The 15,487-nt window shown below is 72.0% G+C and carries 14 protein-coding genes; 2 read left to right on the top strand and 12 right to left on the bottom strand.

Annotated elements, in window-relative coordinates:
• Positions 1-273: 273 nt before the first annotated feature.
• The 9 genes from ABD241_RS02865 to ABD241_RS02825 form a co-directional block, all read right to left on the bottom strand.
• Positions 274-741: a hypothetical protein gene (locus tag ABD241_RS02865; RefSeq protein WP_344058242.1), complete on the bottom strand. Its 468-nt coding sequence runs from the start codon at positions 739-741 to the stop codon at positions 274-276.
• 4 nt (positions 742-745) lie between these two features.
• Positions 746-1,549 carry a gamma-glutamyl-gamma-aminobutyrate hydrolase family protein gene (locus ABD241_RS02860; RefSeq protein ID WP_344058240.1) on the bottom strand — a complete coding sequence of 268 codons (804 nt, stop codon included), beginning with the start codon at positions 1,547-1,549 and terminating at the stop codon, positions 746-748.
• Positions 1,542-2,276, bottom strand: coding sequence for a gamma-glutamyl-gamma-aminobutyrate hydrolase family protein (locus ABD241_RS02855; RefSeq protein ID WP_344058238.1), 735 nt, complete (start codon positions 2,274-2,276; stop codon positions 1,542-1,544). Before ABD241_RS02855 ends, ABD241_RS02860 begins: the two co-directional genes overlap by 8 nt.
• 20 nt (positions 2,277-2,296) lie before the next feature.
• On the bottom strand, positions 2,297-3,064 hold the full coding sequence (locus ABD241_RS02850) for a 3-oxoacyl-ACP reductase (protein ID WP_344058236.1): 768 nt from the start codon (positions 3,062-3,064) through the stop codon (positions 2,297-2,299).
• 51 nt (positions 3,065-3,115) lie between these two features.
• Positions 3,116-4,507: an aldehyde dehydrogenase family protein gene (locus ABD241_RS02845; RefSeq protein ID WP_344058234.1), complete on the bottom strand. Its 1,392-nt coding sequence runs from the start codon at positions 4,505-4,507 to the stop codon at positions 3,116-3,118.
• A complete protein-coding gene (locus tag ABD241_RS02840) occupies positions 4,504-5,871 on the bottom strand; it encodes a glutamine synthetase family protein (RefSeq protein WP_344058232.1) in 1,368 nt (455 codons plus the stop codon). The genes ABD241_RS02845 and ABD241_RS02840 overlap by 4 nt, the downstream gene beginning before the upstream one ends.
• Before the next feature lie 94 nt (positions 5,872-5,965).
• A complete protein-coding gene (locus ABD241_RS02835; RefSeq protein WP_344058230.1) occupies positions 5,966-6,820 on the bottom strand; it encodes an HAD family hydrolase in 855 nt (284 codons plus the stop codon).
• 11 nt (positions 6,821-6,831) lie between these two features.
• The gene (locus ABD241_RS02830; protein ID WP_344058228.1) at positions 6,832-7,929 is read right to left on the bottom strand and encodes a branched-chain amino acid aminotransferase; all 1,098 of its coding nucleotides are present in this window, start codon (positions 7,927-7,929) and stop codon (positions 6,832-6,834) included.
• Positions 7,930-8,106: 177 nt separating this feature from the next.
• Positions 8,107-9,171 carry a 3-isopropylmalate dehydrogenase gene (locus ABD241_RS02825; protein WP_344058226.1) on the bottom strand — a complete coding sequence of 355 codons (1,065 nt, stop codon included), beginning with the start codon at positions 9,169-9,171 and terminating at the stop codon, positions 8,107-8,109.
• Between the two features lie 508 nt (positions 9,172-9,679).
• Here ABD241_RS02825 and ABD241_RS02820 point away from each other — a divergent pair.
• Positions 9,680-11,122: an AI-2E family transporter gene (locus tag ABD241_RS02820; protein WP_344058224.1), complete on the top strand. Its 1,443-nt coding sequence runs from the start codon at positions 9,680-9,682 to the stop codon at positions 11,120-11,122.
• Between the two features lie 20 nt (positions 11,123-11,142).
• On the opposite strand, the gene ABD241_RS02815 is transcribed toward ABD241_RS02820, so the two are convergent.
• From ABD241_RS02815 to serA, 3 genes are all read right to left on the bottom strand, one after another.
• Positions 11,143-11,943, bottom strand: coding sequence for an ABC transporter permease subunit (locus ABD241_RS02815; protein WP_344058222.1), 801 nt, complete (start codon positions 11,941-11,943; stop codon positions 11,143-11,145).
• Positions 11,933-12,850, bottom strand: a complete 918-nt coding sequence (locus ABD241_RS02810) for an ABC transporter ATP-binding protein (protein WP_344058220.1) — start codon at positions 12,848-12,850, stop codon at positions 11,933-11,935. The genes ABD241_RS02815 and ABD241_RS02810 overlap by 11 nt, the downstream gene beginning before the upstream one ends.
• A gap of 99 nt (positions 12,851-12,949) precedes the next feature.
• Entirely contained in the window at positions 12,950-14,533 is a 1,584-nt protein-coding gene (gene serA, locus ABD241_RS02805; protein WP_344058218.1) for a phosphoglycerate dehydrogenase, read from the bottom strand.
• A gap of 146 nt (positions 14,534-14,679) precedes the next feature.
• Between serA and ABD241_RS02800 the strand changes: the two genes are divergently transcribed.
• Positions 14,680-15,444 carry an SDR family oxidoreductase gene (locus ABD241_RS02800; protein ID WP_344058216.1) on the top strand — a complete coding sequence of 255 codons (765 nt, stop codon included), beginning with the start codon at positions 14,680-14,682 and terminating at the stop codon, positions 15,442-15,444.
• Positions 15,445-15,487: the final 43 nt, after the last annotated feature.

Raw genomic sequence — 15,487 nt, 5'->3', positions numbered from 1 at the left:
GCGTCGTCTCGGTGCTCGTCATCGGGCCGGTGGGCCGGGGTGCCGCCTGCGCCGGGGTGTGGCGTCGGCCGCGTCTCCGTCACGGTGGTTCGGGAAACAAAAAGACCCCCCGGGGTGCGGGAGGTCTGCGCGACGAGGGTCTCTCGTCGCGCTAGTCGATAATGAGCGTGCGGGTGGGCACGAGGTACGGCGTCACGCTCGTCAATGTAGGGCCGGCGAAACCTCACCGAAACACCTGGTCCGGATGCTGGGACCGTCGTCCCGCGGGCCGGCTCACCCGCCGACCTGCACCTCGGCCGTCGAGTAGGAGCAGGAGCACGGGCCGTCCGCACCGTCGTGGAACACCAGGGCGCCGACTCCGGTCAGCTCGACGCCCGATCCGCGGACGGTCACCCGGACGACGCGGCCGTCGAGGTCCGAGGGCCGGACGTCGCGTGGCGGGTGGAGGTAGACCGTGTCGCCCTCGTCCCACTCCTTCTCCTCGCACGGCAGCCCGGCGACGCAGACGCGTACGGACGCCGGAGCCGCGCCCGAAGAAGCGCTCGAGGATGCGCTCATGCCCGCCGTCGGGCCGCTCCCGACACCCGAGGCCGGGGGCCCGGGGACGGTGGACGGTGCGCGTCGCACGGTGAGCCACAGCGGGCCCGGACACGCTCCGCAGCTGACGGTGGTGCCGCCGCACGCAGCGAGCACCACGACGGCCGCTGCAGCGGCTGCCGCACGCACGACGGTTTCTCCCATGCCCTCAGGACACCGCCCGCGCCCGATCCGTTGCGGCTGCCGCGACGAGCGCGGCGAAGAGGCGGTCGTCGGGCACCGTCTCGGGGTGCGACTGGATGCCGATCGCGAAGGGGCTCCGACCGCCAGCCAGCTCGATCACCTCGCAGACACCGTCGGCCGACCAGGCCGAGGCCACGAACGGGCCGAGCCGGCCGACGCCCTGGTGGTGGTGGCACCGCGCCGTGAACGAGGGCCCCAGCAGTCCCCGGGCCCGGCTCCCGACGACCGTGGCCACGTCGTGCCGGTGCAGGCCGTCCGGCGCCGCGCCGCCGCGGTGGTCGTCCTGCCCGAGCCGGTCCGGCAGGTGCTGCTCGACCGAGCCCCCGGCGGCCACGGCCAGCACCTGCATGCCGCGGCAGACACCGAGCACCGGCACGCCGTCCGCGAGGGCGGCCTCGGCCAGGCCCAGCTCCGTCACGTCACGAGCGGCGTCGACCGGCCCGATGGCGGGGTGGTCCGGCTCGCCGAACCACCGGCCGGCCACGTCTCCGCCGCCGGTCAGCACCAGCGCGTCGACCGAGCCGACGATCCGCCGCGCCGTCCGCTCGTCGAGGTCCTGCACGGCCGGGACGAGCACGGCCACGGCCCCGACCCGGGAGAGCGCGTCGACGTAGCGACTGCCGGCGAGCCGGACGGAGGAGGCGCCCCGCTCCCCCGGGCGCACCACCTGCTCCTCGTGGGCCGACACCGCGACGACCGGGCGCGAGGGAGCGTCGCGCGCGACCGCCGTAGCGGCCTGAGGGGGCCGGGGCCGATCCAGCTCACCCACGCGGGGACCGCCGCTCGGCGCGTACGCGTGCGGCTGCGACCAGGGCCACGAACAGACGCGGGTCGGTGCCCACCTCGGGGTGCCACTGGACCGCGAGCCGGAAGAACGCGTCCGGGTCCTCCATCGCCTCGAGCGTGCCGTCGTCGGCCCACGCGCTGGCCGCGTAGCCGGGGTGGGTGAGCACCGACTGGTGGTGGTAGCTCGGCACGTCGACCTCCTCACCGAGGATGCCCGCGAGGCGGGTCCCGGCCACCGTCCGCACGGGGTGGCTGCCGTACGTCGCGGGCGCCGGCGAATGCTCGTCGTGGCCGACGCGGTCGGGCAGATGCTGCTCGAGCCGGCCACCGGCCGCGACGGCCATGACCTGCATCCCGCGGCAGATCCCGAGCACCGGCAGGTCGGTCCCCGCCGTCGCACGGGCGAACGCCAGCTCGGTCGAGTCACGGTCGGGGCGGGAGGCCTGCACGGAGGCGTGGCGCTCGTCGGCGTACAGCTCCGGGGCCACGTCGACGCCTCCCGCCAGGACGATGCCGTCGAGCCGCTCGAGGATCTCGCGGGCGGTCTCCTCGTCGGCGTCCTCCCGCGGGGGGATGACGACGGCGAGCGCGCCGGCGTCCTCGACGTGACGCACGTAGCGGTGCGGTATCAGCGCCCCGGGCACGTCGACCCAGTGGCCCCACGACGCGCGCTCGACGTAGGCGGTGATGCCGATGACGGGACGGCCCATGCAGGTGCCCTACCCGACTCTCAGAGCGGTGTGACGTAGGCGCCGGAGATGCCGCCGTCGACGAGGAACGTCGACGCGGTGATGAAGCTCGACTCGTCGGAGGCGAGGAACAGCACCGCGTTGGCCATCTCCTCCGGCTCGCCGAACCGGCCCATCGGCACGTGGACGAGCCGACGGGCGGCCCGCTCCTCGTCCTTGGCGAAGAGCTCCTGCAGCAGCGGCGTGTTGACCGGACCCGGGCAGAGGGCGTTGACCCGCACGCCCTGCCGGGCGAACTGCACGCCGAGCTCACGCGACATCGACAGCACACCACCCTTGCTGGCGCTGTAGGAGATCTGCGAGGTCGCGGCTCCCATGACGGCCACGAACGAGGCGGTGTTGATGATCGAGCCCCTGCCCTGCTCGAGCATGTAGGGCAGGACGGCCTTGCAGCAGAGGTAGACCGACGTGAGGTTGACCTCCTGCACCCGGCGCCAGGCGTCGAGGTCGGTGTCGAGGATCGAGTCGTCCTCGGGCGGGCTGATGCCGGCGTTGTTGAAGGCGATGTCGACCGAGCCGTAGGTCTCCTTGGCCGTCCGGAAGAGCGCGTCGACGTCCTCCTTGCTGACGACGTCGACCCGCACGAAGGTGCCGCCGACCTCGGCGGCGATGCGCGGCCCGTTCGCCTCGTCGAGGTCACCGATCACGACCCTGGCACCTTCCTCGGCGAACCGTCGCACGGTCGCCAGGCCGATGCCCGAGCACCCGCCGGTGACGACCGCGACCTTGCCGTCGAGCCTGCCTGCCATGTGAATGTCCTTCCAGCCCGGTGCTTCTGAGTGAATGCGGATGTGGGAGCGTCAGTCGGTGGAGATGAAGACGTTCTTGACCTCGGTGAAGGCCTCGAGCGCGTCGGGCCCGAGCTCGCGCCCGATCCCGCTCTGCTTGAAGCCCCCGAACGGCGTGGAGTAGCGCACGCTGCTGTGCGAGTTGACCGAGAGGTTGCCGGCCTCCACGGCGCGGGCGACGCGCAGGCCACGGGCGATGTCCCGCGTCCAGATGGACCCCGAGAGGCCGTATGCCGTGTCGTTGGCCTTGGCGACCGCGTCGGCCTCGTCGTCGAAGGGCATGACCGCCACGACGGGGCCGAAGACCTCCTCCTGCCAGACCCGGTCGTTCGTCGACCTCGGCAGGACCACGGTGGCGGGGTACCAGAAGCCGGGGCCGTCGGGAGCCTCACCGCGGAAGGCGACCTCCACCTCCTCAGTGGCGTCCTCGACGTAGGAGCGCACCCGGTCGCGCTGGCCGGCGCTGATGAGCGGTCCCATCTCGGCCGTCTCGTCGCGGGGGTCGGTGACGACGACCCCGCGCACGGCCGTCTCGAAGCGCTCCATGAAGGTGTCGAAGACGCTGCGCTCGACGAGGATGCGGCTGCGGGCGCAGCAGTCCTGGCCGGCGTTGTCGAAGACGCCGTAGGGGGCGCGCGCCGCGGCGAGCTCGAGGTCGGAGTCGGCGAAGACGAGATTGGCGCTCTTCCCGCCCAGCTCGAGCGTGACCCGCTTGACCTGGTCGGCGGCGCCGCGCATGATCCGCCGGCCGACCGCCGTCGACCCGGTGAAACAGACCTTGCGCACGTCGGGATGCGTGACGAAGCGCTCCCCCACGACTGAGCCCTTGCCGGGAACGACGGTGAACACCCCCTCGGGGATGCCGGCCTCGAGCGCCAGCTCCCCGAGGCGCACCGCCGTCAGCGGGGTCAGCTCGGCCGGCTTGAGGACGACCGTGTTGCCGGCAGCGAGGGCCGGCGCGAGGCCCCAGCCCGCGATCGGCATGGGGAAGTTCCACGGCACGATGACGCCCACGACCCCGAGCGGCTCGCGGAAGGTCACGTCGATGCCGCCCGCGACGGGGATCTGCCGGCCGAAGTTCCGCTCGGGCGCCCCGGCGTAGTAGGCGAGGACGTCGCGGACGTTGCCCGCCTCCCACCGCGCGTTTCCGATGGTGTGGCCGGCGTTCTGCACCTCGAGGAGGGCCAGCTCCTCCTGGTGCTCGCCCACGAGGTCCGAGAAACGGCGCAGCAGCATCGCACGGTCGGCCGGGCTGACGGCGCGCCAGGCGGGAGCCGCCTGCGCCGCACGGCCGATCGCGGCGTCTGCCTGCTCGAGCGAGGCGAGCTCGACCGTGCGGACGACCTCCTCGGTCGCCGGGTTGACGACGTCGTGGCTCTGGCTGGCGGTGCCGGTGGTGGTCACAGTCGCTCGAATCCTCTCCTGCGCTCCCAGTCGGTGACGGCGGCGTTGAAGGCCGTGATCTCGACGTCGGCGGCGTTGACGTAGTGGTCGACGACCTCGTCGCCGAGGGCGCCCCGGGCGATGCTGGAGGCTGCGAGCAGGTCGCGCGCCTCCTGCAGCGTCGAGGGCACGCGCGGCTTGTCGCAGGTGTAGGCGTTGCCCTCGAGTGCCGGCTCGAGGGGCAGCTCGTTCTCGATGCCGTGCAGCCCGCCGGCGAGCATCGCCGCCACGGCCAGGTAGGGGTTGAGGTCGCCGCCGCCGACCCGGTTCTCGACCCGCAGCGCGGGGCCGTGGCCGACGACGCGCAACGCGCAGGTGCGGTTGTCCCGCCCCCAGGCGACCGTCGTCGGGGCGAAGCTGGCGGAGGCGAAACGCTTGTAGGAGTTGATGTTCGGCGCGTAGAAGTAGGTCAGGTCGCGCTGCGTCGCCAGGATGCCGGCGAGGAAGTGCTCGAAGAGGACGCTGTGCCCGTTCGGGCGGGCCTCGTCGGCGAAGACGGCTTCGCCGTCGACCCCGCGCAGCGAGAGGTGGATGTGGCACGAGCTGCCCTCGCGCTCGTCGAACTTCGCCATGAAGGTCAGGGACCGGCCGTGGTGCGAGGCGATCTCCTTGGCCGCGTTGCGGTAGACGACGTGGTTGTCGCAGGTGCGCACCGCCGTGTCGAAGAGGAACCCGATCTCGTGCTGGCCCCGGTTGCACTCCCCCTTCGCGCTCTCGACGACGGCGCCGGCGGCATACATCTCGTTGCGGATCTCGCGCAGCAGCGGCTCGACGCGGTCGCCGCCGAGGATGGAGTAGTCGACGTTGTAGCGGTTGGCAGGCGTCAGGCCCGTGTAGCCCGCGTCCCACGCCTGCTCGTACGACTCCTGGAACACCATGAACTCGAGCTCGGTGCCGCAGTGCGCACTCATCCCCATCGACGCTGCACGGTCCACCTGCTTCTTGAGCACCGACCGAGGTGACTGGACGACAGGACCGCTGCCGTCGAGCCAGGTGAGGTCGCACTGGACCGTCGCGGAGTGGCGGCTGCCTGGTGTGCGCCGCAGTGTCGTCAGGTCGAGGTCGAAGAACACGTCGCCGTAGCCGCGCTCCCACGAGGAGATCGCGTAGCCGTCGACGGTGTTCATGTCGACGTCGACCGCGAGCAGGTAGTTGCACCCCTCCGTGCCGTCGGTGAGCACGTGGTCGAGGAAGTAGTGGCCGTGCAGGCGCTTGCCCTGCAGGCGGCCCTGCATGTCGGTGAAGGCGACGACCACCGTGTCGATGTCGCCCGCCTCGATCTCGGCGCGGAGCCGCTCGAGCGTGAGGGTCGGTGCTGGTGCCATGTGCAGTGTCCTATCCGAGAGTCCATGCAGGAGCGCGGAGGTGGCGTCGCAGCGCTCCTCCGTGGCGGCCCGCGCACGCTGCGGACCAACCTTTTCACCTCCGCGCGCCGAGGAGCGCCTCCAGCACCTGGGCCACTCCGTCGTCGTCGTTTGCCGGGCACTCCCTGTCGGCGGCGCGGCGCACCGACTCGTGCCCGCTTGCGACGGCCCAGCCGACCCCGGCCCAGGAGAGCATCGGCAGGTCGTTGGGCATGTCGCCGAACGCCCAGACCTCGGTCGGTGCCACGCCCAGCCGGGTCGCCCAGCGCTCGAGGCCGGCGGCCTTGGTCACGCCCGGGGCGTTGATCTCGGCGAGCCCGTGCGCGCCGGAGAAGTGCAGGTGCCCGCGGTCCCCGAGCACCTCCTCGACCGTCACGAGGAACTCCTCCACCGGCACGTCGGGGGCGAGCGCGAGCAGCTTCCCGACCGGCTCGGTCCCGACCTCGCGCCACGAGCCCCGCACCGAGCGGTCGGCACCCCGGTCGCGGTGCGGGTCGGGATAGTCGTCGGCGACGAACGGCCCCGTGGCACGCTCGGCGGCGAAGGCCACCGACGGCACCGCGCGGCGCAGGTCGGCCACGAGCTCCTCGACGGCGCCTGGCTCGAAGCAGTGGGTCTCGACGAGGCGGCGCGTCGCCACCTCGTAGACGAACGCGCCGTTGCCGCAGATCGCGATCCCCCGCGGCCCGACGACGTCCTGGAGGTCGTGCAGCCACCGCGGCGGTCGGGCCGTGACGAGCACGGTCTCGATCCCTGCCTGCGCGGCGGCCGTCCAGGCCGCGACGGTGCGCTGCGAGACGGAGCCGTCGGTGCGCAGCAGGGTCCCGTCGAGGTCCGAGGCGACCAGACGGGGGCGCGGACCATCGGCGGGACCCCACCGGACCCCGTGAGCCAGGGGGCCGACGCCCACCGGGACGCCCCTCAGACGAGCCGGGTCAGCCAGCCGTGCGAGTCCTCGACGCGGCCGTACTGGATGTCGAGCAGCCGCTTGCGGATGGCCTCGGCGTAGCGGTCCTCGTGCCCGTCGCGGCGGTGGTCGACCGAGCCGCCGGCCCAGCGCAGCTCGCCGACGGGGGTCACGACGGCAGCGGTGCCGCAGGCGAAGATCTCGACGATGTCGCCGTTGGCGGCGCCCTGCTTCCACTCCTCGATCGGGATGCGGCGCTCCTCGGGCTCGAGGTCGAGCTCCTTGGCGATCTCGAGGATCGAGCTGCGGGTGACGCCCTCGAGGATGGTGCCGGTGAGCTCGGGGGTGATGATGCGCCCGTCCTTGGTGACGAGGAAGAGGTTCATGCCGCCCAGCTCCTCGATGTACGTGTGCGTCGAGGAGTCGAGGAACACCGCCTGGTCGCAGCCGTGCTCGATGCCCTCGAGCTGGCCGGCGAGCGAGCTGGCGTAGTTGCCGCCGCACTTGGCCGCGCCGGTGCCGCCCTCCCCCGCCCGGGCGTAGTCGGTGGAGATCCAGAGGGTGACCGGCTTGAGGCCGCCGGAGAAGTACGAACCGGCCGGGGACGCGATGACCGAGTAGGTCACCTCCTGGGCGGGCCGCACCCCGAGGAAGGCCTCGGACGCGAACATGAACGGGCGCAGGTAGAGGCTCTTCTCCCCCGCGTCGCCGGCGGGCACCCAGTCCTGGTCGACGGACACGAGCTGCCGCAGCGACTCGACGAAGTCGTCCTCGGGCAGCACCGGCAGCGCGAGACGCCGGGCGGACCGGGCGAAGCGGGCGGCGTTGGCCTCCGGGCGGAAGGTCCAGATCGAGCCGTCCGCGTGGCGGTAGGCCTTCATGCCCTCGAAGATCTCCTGCGCGTAGTGCAGGACGGCGGCGGCAGGGTCGAGCTGGAAGGGGCCGTAGGGCTTGACCTTGGCGTCCCCCCAGCCACCGTCGGCCGTCCACGTTGCGACGACCATGTGGTCGGTGAAGGTCTTGCCGAAGCCGGGGTTCTCGAGGATCTCGGCGATCCGCTCGGGCGGGGTGAGGTCGTCGCGGCGGGTGACCTCGAAGGACAGCTGGGTCATGACAAACCTCCAGAGCGAAAATCAGCGGTGATCCGGTGTCAGGCTATCGCCCACATGGTGAGACGACGTAGCCGGGCACCGTTCGCGGACGAGGGCGGCGTACGCGTGGTGCGCCGCGCGTACGAACGCCTCGCCCGCGCCGGTGGGAGGGCCGGGCGTATGCCGTGTGGCGCGGTGTCAGAGCCGGTCGGCGATCGCGTCGCCGACGGCGGTGGTGCTCCGGGCGGCGGTCCCGCGTTCGGCCAGGTCGGCCGCCACGGCGGCGTCGACCCGCTCGGCCTCGGCGTCGAGGCCGAGGTGTGCCAGCAGCATGCCGACCGAGAGGATCGCGGCCGTCGGGTCGGCCTTGGACTGTCCCGCGATGTCGGGGGCCGAGCCGTGGACGGGCTCGAACATGCTCGGGGTGGTGCGGGCGGGGTTGATGTTGCCCGAGGCTGCGAGGCCGATGCCGCCGGCGATGGCAGCGGCGATGTCGGTGATGATGTCGCCGAAGAGGTTGTCGGTGACGATGACGTCGAAGCGGCCGGGGTCGGTGGCCAGGAAGATCGTCGCGGCGTCGACGTGCTGGTAGGCGGTCTCCACCTCCGGGAACTCGACGCCGACCTCCTCGACGGTGCGCCGCCACAGGTGGCCGGCATAGGTCAGGACGTTGTGCTTGTGCACGAGCGTGAGGTGCTTGCGCGGGCGGGCAGCCGCTCGGGCGAAGGCGTCGCGCACGACGCGCTCGACCCCGAAGCGGGTGTTGACGCTGACCTCGGTGGCGATCTCGGCAGGGGTGCCGACCCGCAGTGCGCCGCCGTTACCGGTGTAGGGGCCCTCGGTGCCCTCGCGGACGACGACGAAGTCGATGCCGTCCGGGGCGACGCGTGCGACGTCGAGCGGGCTGGCGACACCGGGGAAGAGCTTGGCCGGTCGCAGGTTGACGTAGTGGTCGAGGGCGAAGCGCAGCGGCAGCAGCACGCCCCGCTCGAGCACGCCGCTCGGCACGCTGGGGTCACCGATGGCGCCGAGCAGGATCGCGTCGTGGCCGCGTAGCTCCTCGAGGACCGAGTCGGGCAGCGTCTCACCGGTGGCGTGCCAGCGACGGGCACCGAGGTCGTAGTCCGTGGTCGCGAACTTCGGACCACCCTGGCCGGTGACCGCGTCGAGGACCTTGAGGCCCTCCGCCACCACCTCCGGACCGATGCCGTCACCGCCGATGACGGCGATCGAGTAGGCGTCCCTGGGCTGCGTCTCTGCCATGCCGTCAGCCTAGGACCCGTCTTGTGATGTGGGATCAGCGTCTCAGGAAATGGAAGACACGAGAGCCCCCGCCGGGACGGCGGGGGCTCTCGTGGTCGTCGGGCTCAGCCCTCGGCGTGGCCCTGGTCGCGCAGGTCCATCGACTCCTGCAGTGCCTGCCGGGCGGCCTTTGCGTCTTCGCTCATGGGAATCACGTCTTTCGCTTGCGAACGTTCGGGTGGTCTCAGGTGGCTCGAGCCCGGGTGGGCGAGCCGGTCAGCACGAGGGGTGCGCGGGATCTCCGCGGCGAGGGTGCTGACTACCTGGACTCGCCGCGGCGGAGAATGAGTACGACCTGCAGCGTCATGCGTTTCACGCTACGCCGGGCTACCTGCGGGTACAGGGGGGTTTCCACAAGATGAGACGCCGTGTCCACGAAAACACCGCAGATCTTGTTGCGCGCAGAGGCAGCCCGCGCCGCGTCTGTCGCATCCCGCGATGCGGGGGTCCGGGCTCGTAGGCTCGAACCGTGAGCGCCGAGCACGTCGACGAGAACGTCGACCCACCGACCGATCCGGCGCACCCCCGGACCGGTCACCCCAGCCACGCCGTGCCAGGGGTGCCGTTCGACGAGCAGGCCCGATGGATCGCCATCACCCCGGGCAACGCCCGCCGGGTCACCGCCACGGTCATCGGCGGGATCATCCTGCTCGCCGTGGCGACGTGGGCCTTCGACGCGATGGGCAGCTTCCTGTTCCTGCTGCTGCTCGCGTGGCTGCTGTCCATCGCCCTCGAACCGGTCGTGCTCTGGCTCAGCAAGAGAGGCATGCGGCGCGGCCTCGCCACCGGCCTCTCGATGCTCGCGATGGTGCTCGGCTTCGTGGGCCTGGCCGAGATGTTCGGCCAGGTGTTCGTCTCCCAGCTGTCCGAGCTCGGGGCCCAGCTGCCTGCGGCCATCACCTCCGCCATCAACTGGGTCAACTCCAGCTTCGGCACCAGCTTCGACCTGTCGCAGATCCAGCGGGCGCTGGTCCTGACGCCGGACAAGCTCGGCGAGCTCGCCGGCAAGTACGGCGGAGGCATCATCGGGATCTTCGGCTCGGTCCTGACCTTCCTCTTCGACGCCCTGACGATCCTCGTCTTCACGTACTACTTCTCGGCCGACAGCCCCCGGCTGCGCCAGACCATCGGCTCGTGGCTGCCTCAGCGCTACCAGCGCGTGTTCATCACCGTCTGGACCATCTCGGTGGAGAAGACCGGCGGCTACGTCGTCTCCAAGGTCGTGCTCGCCACGCTGTCGTCCATCTTCCACGCAGCCTTCTTCTGGTTCATCGACGTGCCGTTCTGGCTCCCGCTCGGTGTCTTCGCCGGCATCGTGGGCCAGTTCATCCCGACGATCGGCACCTACATCGGCGTCGCGCTGCCGGCGCTCTTCGCGCTGCTCGACCGGCCGGTCAACGCGCTGTGGATCGCGGCCTTCGCCACCGTCTACCAGCAGCTCGAGAACTACGTCTTCACGCCTCGCATCAGCCGCCGCACCATGGACGTCCACCCGGCGGTGGCCCTCGGTTCCGTCATCGCCGGGGCAGCCCTCTTCGGTCCCATCGGCGCGCTGATCGGCATCCCGATCGCCGCCGTCGCGCTGGCGATCGTCGACACCTTCAGCAAGCGCCACGAGCTCGTGCCGGAGCTCGCGGACCTGGAGGTTCCCGAAAACCAGGGCCCCGAGAACCAGGGACCCGAGAACGAGGGCCCCGAGAACCAGGGACCCGAGAACCAGGGACCCGAGAACCAGGGACCCGAGGAGCTGGAGCCCGAGGATCGGGCTGCCGACAGCCAGTCCCCCGGACCCCGGGTTCCGGACAGGCAGACGCCCGCCCGCCAGGAGCAGGTCGTCGCGGGGTCCGAGGACCTCGAGCACCTCGATGAGCGGACCGACGAGAGACCTGCCGGCGAGCGCCCCGTCGGCTGACGCCGCTCCCGGTCACGCGGTCACGAGGCGACGTCGCGGCGGTCGAAGCCGACGACGGCCACCGCCACGAGCACCACCACCGTCGCGACGGCGACGCCGACCGCGGGCCACGAGACGCCGTTGCGCAGCGGGTCGTGGGCGCCGTACTGGTAGAAGGGCGAGACCTTCTGGAACGGGGAGAGCCAGTCGACCAGGCCGCCGAGGCCGTTGACGACGTAGGCCAGCACGGCCACGCCGACCGGCACGCCGCGGCTGGCGCCAAGGCGCCCGGTGGCGGCGCCGATGGCGAGCGACAGGGAGCCGAAGACCAGTCCCAGGAGGGCCAGGTGCAGCATGGCGGCGGCGACGTTGCCGGCGGGCAGGTCCATCCCGGCCAGCCTCCCCTCGGCGACGAGGGCGACACCGAGCAGTGCCGTGAGCCCCAACGTCCCGACCACCATGGCGAGCGCCTTGTCGACGACGACGCGCGAGCGGGTGACGGGGGTGGTGAGGAGCAGGTCGAGGGTGCGCCGGTCCTCCTCCCCCGCCACGGCGGCGGAACCGGCGCTGACGGCATACAGCAGGACGAGGACGGGTCCCATGAAGGAGAGCAGCTCGATCTGGATGTAGCCCACCGGGGTCGACATGTCGGCACCCGCCATGGCGAAGAGGTTGCGGAACGCCTCGGGCATCTGCGCCAGGAAGTCCTGCATCGACGGCTGTCCCTTGATGCTGGGCCACAGCGCGACGTACATGGCGACGAGGAGCAGGATCGCCACGCACCAGGCCGGGTAGGAGCGCCGCTGGTCGTGCAGCGTCTTGCGCAGGACGTCATGCAGCATCGGAGCCTCCTTCGCTCGACGCGGCGTAGTACGCCATGAAGGTCTCCTCGAGCTCGGCCTCCGTGCACGAGAGGTCGACCACCGGGTACCTCGCGATCCGCTTGAGGAGCGGGTCGAGCGAGGCCTGGGGCGCGTCGCAGTGCAGCACGTGGTCCTCGAGGCGGACGTCGCGGACACCGGGCACCGTCGAGAACGCCGCAGCCTGCACCTCCCCGTCGAACTGCACCTCGACGTGGTGGAGCGACTTGGCTCGCAGGGCGTCGAGCTCCTCGACCGCGACCACCCGGCCGGCGCTCAGGACGCCGATCCGGGTCGCCACGCGCTGTACCTCGCTGAGGACGTGGGAGCTGAGCAGCACCGAGCCGCCCTGAGTGACGTGGTCGGCGAGAAGGGCGTGGAACTCCCGCTGCACGAGCGGGTCGAGCCCGCTCGACGGCTCGTCGAGCACGAGCAGCTCGGGGCGGGTCATGAGCGCGAGGACGAGGGCGAGCTTCTGGCGGTTGCCCCGGGACAGCTGGCGGGTGGGCCTGGCGAGGTCGAGCTCCAGCCGCTTCGCCAGCTCGACGGCGTCGGCAGGGCGTCCCAGCCCGTGGAGGTGACCGAGGTAGTCGACGTGGTCCTGCCCGGTGAGCCGCGGGTAGAGCGAGACGTCGCCCGGCACGTAGCCGACCCTCCGGTGCAGCTCGTCGCGCCGGCGCCACGCGTCGAGCCCGAACAGCTCGACGCGACCGGTCGTGGCCCGGGTCAGGCCCATGAGGATGCGCAGGGTCGTGGTCTTGCCGGCCCCGTTGGGACCGAGGTAGCCGAAGACCTCACCCTGCTCGACCACGAGGTCGACCCCGTGCAGGGCCTCGGTCGCGCCGAACCGCTTCGTGACGCCTTCGCACCGGATGACAGGGGTGCTCACCCTTCGACCGTGCCACCGACGCGCGCGTGACGGCAGGGTCCAAAGACCCGGACACCGACCAGGGTGCGTATGCCGCGTGTCCGGCTGCTGCGCCTCGCGTCAGTCCTGCAGGTCGACCACCGAGAAGGTCTTGGCGTCGATCGTCTCGGACAGCTGGGCGGCCAGGGCGGCCGGGACGTCGCTGTCGACGCTCAGCACGCCGATGGCGCGGTCCTCGTGCCGGGAGACCTGCATGCCGCCGATGTTGATGCCGGCATCGCCGAGGATGCGGCCGACGGCGCCGATGATGCCGGGCCGGTCGGTGTACTCGAAGACGAGCATGTGCTCCGAGATCGGGACCTCGAGGTCGTGGTCGCCCACGCCGACGAGCTTCTCGACGAGGTTGCGGCCGGTCAGGGTGCCCGAGACCGACACGATCGTGCCGTCGGCGAGCGTTCCGCGCAGCGTCGTGACGTTGCGGAAGTCGCCGGGGTCCGGGTCGGTGAGGAGCCGCACGACGCAACCGCGCTGCTCCGCGAACACCGGGGCGTTGACGTAGGTCACGGGGTCCTCGACGACGTCGGTGAACAATCCCTTGAGCGCGACCACCTTCCACACGCTGACGTCATGGGCCGTGATCTCGCCGCGGACCTCGACGTCGAGCTGGGCCGGGACCCCGCCGGCCACGGCCGTGAAGATGCGGCCGAGCTTCTCGACGAGCGGGATGCCCGGCCGGACCTCCTCGGCGATGAAGCCGCTGGAGACGTTGACGGCGTCGGGGACCAGCTCGCCCCTAAGGGCCTGGCGCACCGACCGCGCCACGGCGATGCCCGCCTTCTCCTGCGCCTCGAGGGTGGAGGCGCCGAGGTGGGGCGTCACGACGACCGACTCGAAGGCGAAGAGTGGCGACTCGGTGGTGGGCTCCCTGGCGAAGACGTCGATGCCGGCACCGGCGACCCGTCCCTCGGCGAGCGCCCGGGCGAGCGCGGCCTCGTCGACGATGCCACCGCGGGCGGCGTTGACGATGCGCACCGACGGCTTGACCTTCGACAGGGCCTCCTCGTCGAGAAGTCCCAGGGTCTCCGGCGTCTTCGGCAGGTGGATGGTGATGAAGTCCGACTGGGTCAGCAGCTCGTCGAGGGTGACGAGCTGGGCCCCGAGCTGGCCGGCCTTGGCGGGCGAGGCGTACGGGTCGTGGGCGAGGATCCGCACGCCGAAGCCCTTGAGTCGCTCGGCGACGAGGGCGCCGATGCGGCCGAGCCCGATGATGCCGACGGTCTTGTCGAGCAGCTCCACCCCGGAGTACTGGCTGCGCTCCCACGCCCCACCCTTGAGCGCCTGGTTGGCGGGCGCGATGTTGCGGGCCGTCGCGAGGAGCAGGCCCACGGCCAGCTCCGCGGCGGAGGTGATGTTGGAGGTGGGCGCGTTGACGACCATGACGCCCGCCTGCGTGGCCGCCTGGACGTCGACGTTGTCGAGGCCGACGCCGGCGCGCGCGATGACCTTGAGCCGCCGGCCGGCGGCGATCGCCTCTGCATCCATCCTCGTCGCCGAACGGATGAGCACCGCGTCGACGTCCGCGAGGGCGGGGAGCAGCTCGTCGCGGGCGGCGCCGTCGACGGCACGCACCTCGAAGTCCGGCCCCAGCGCCTCGATCGTGGCCGGCGAGAGCTCTTCGGCGATGAGGACGACGGGCTTGCTCACTGCGACTCCTTCCGGACGGGTGCCGGCCGCACGCACCCCGGGCGCCGGCCGTCTGGGCACCGCGCTGTGCCGTCGGCGAGTCTAGGCGCTGGCCATGGCCGCGGCAGGTCGTTGCGCGGGGGGAAGGCAGCAGCCAGTCTTGGGGCATGCGAATCGTGGTGACCGGCGGCGCGGGCGACCTCGGGTCGCGCGTCGTGCGCCGACTGGAGGCGGGCGGTCACCAGGCGGTCTCGGCCAGCCGCCGCTCCGGGGTCGACCTGGCGACCGGTGCGGGCCTCGACGCAGCACTCGTCGGCGCCGACGCGGTCGTGCACTGCGCCGACGACCCGTCTCAGCAGGACACCGTCACCGTCTACGGCACCAGGCGCCTGGCCGACGCGGCGGCCGCCCGGGGCGTGCATCTCGTGCACATCTCCATCGTCGGCATCGACGACCACCCCATGGCGTACTACCGTCGCAAGCTGCGCGCCGAGCAGGGCATCGCGGATGCCGGCGGCCCGGCCAGCGTCCTGCGAGCCACCCAGTTCCACTCCCTCGCAGCCTTCTTCGCGCGAAGCCTGACGAAGGGGCCGGTGACCTTCACCGTCGGCGACATGGCCTTCCAGCCGGTCGACACCGACTTCGTGGCCGCGCGGCTGGCCGAGCTGGCGACGGGCCCACGCCCTGCGGCATACCAGCGCGCTCGGGACCTCGCCGGCCCCGAGGTCCTCCCGCTCGTCGAGCTGGCGCGGCTCGTGCGCGCCCACCGGGGTGCCTCGGCCCCGAGGGCCCTGCACGTCCCGCCGGTGGGCCGTCTGCTGCGCGCCTTCGCCGAGAGCCGCAACGTCCCGGCACCGGGCACTGCCGACCTCGGCGGCCACACGTTCGCGGAGTGGCTGGCCACCCAGCCGCCACGGCTCACCGGCCGCTGAGCGGTGGAGGACGCCTACGGCTCCGACGGCACCGACCTACGCG

It is taken from the genome of Terrabacter lapilli (genome assembly GCF_039531305.1).
GTDB lineage: Bacteria > Actinomycetota > Actinomycetes > Actinomycetales > Dermatophilaceae > Terrabacter > Terrabacter lapilli.
Note: the sequence above shows the minus strand (reverse complement) of the source record. Positions and strands in the feature narration are given on the sequence as shown.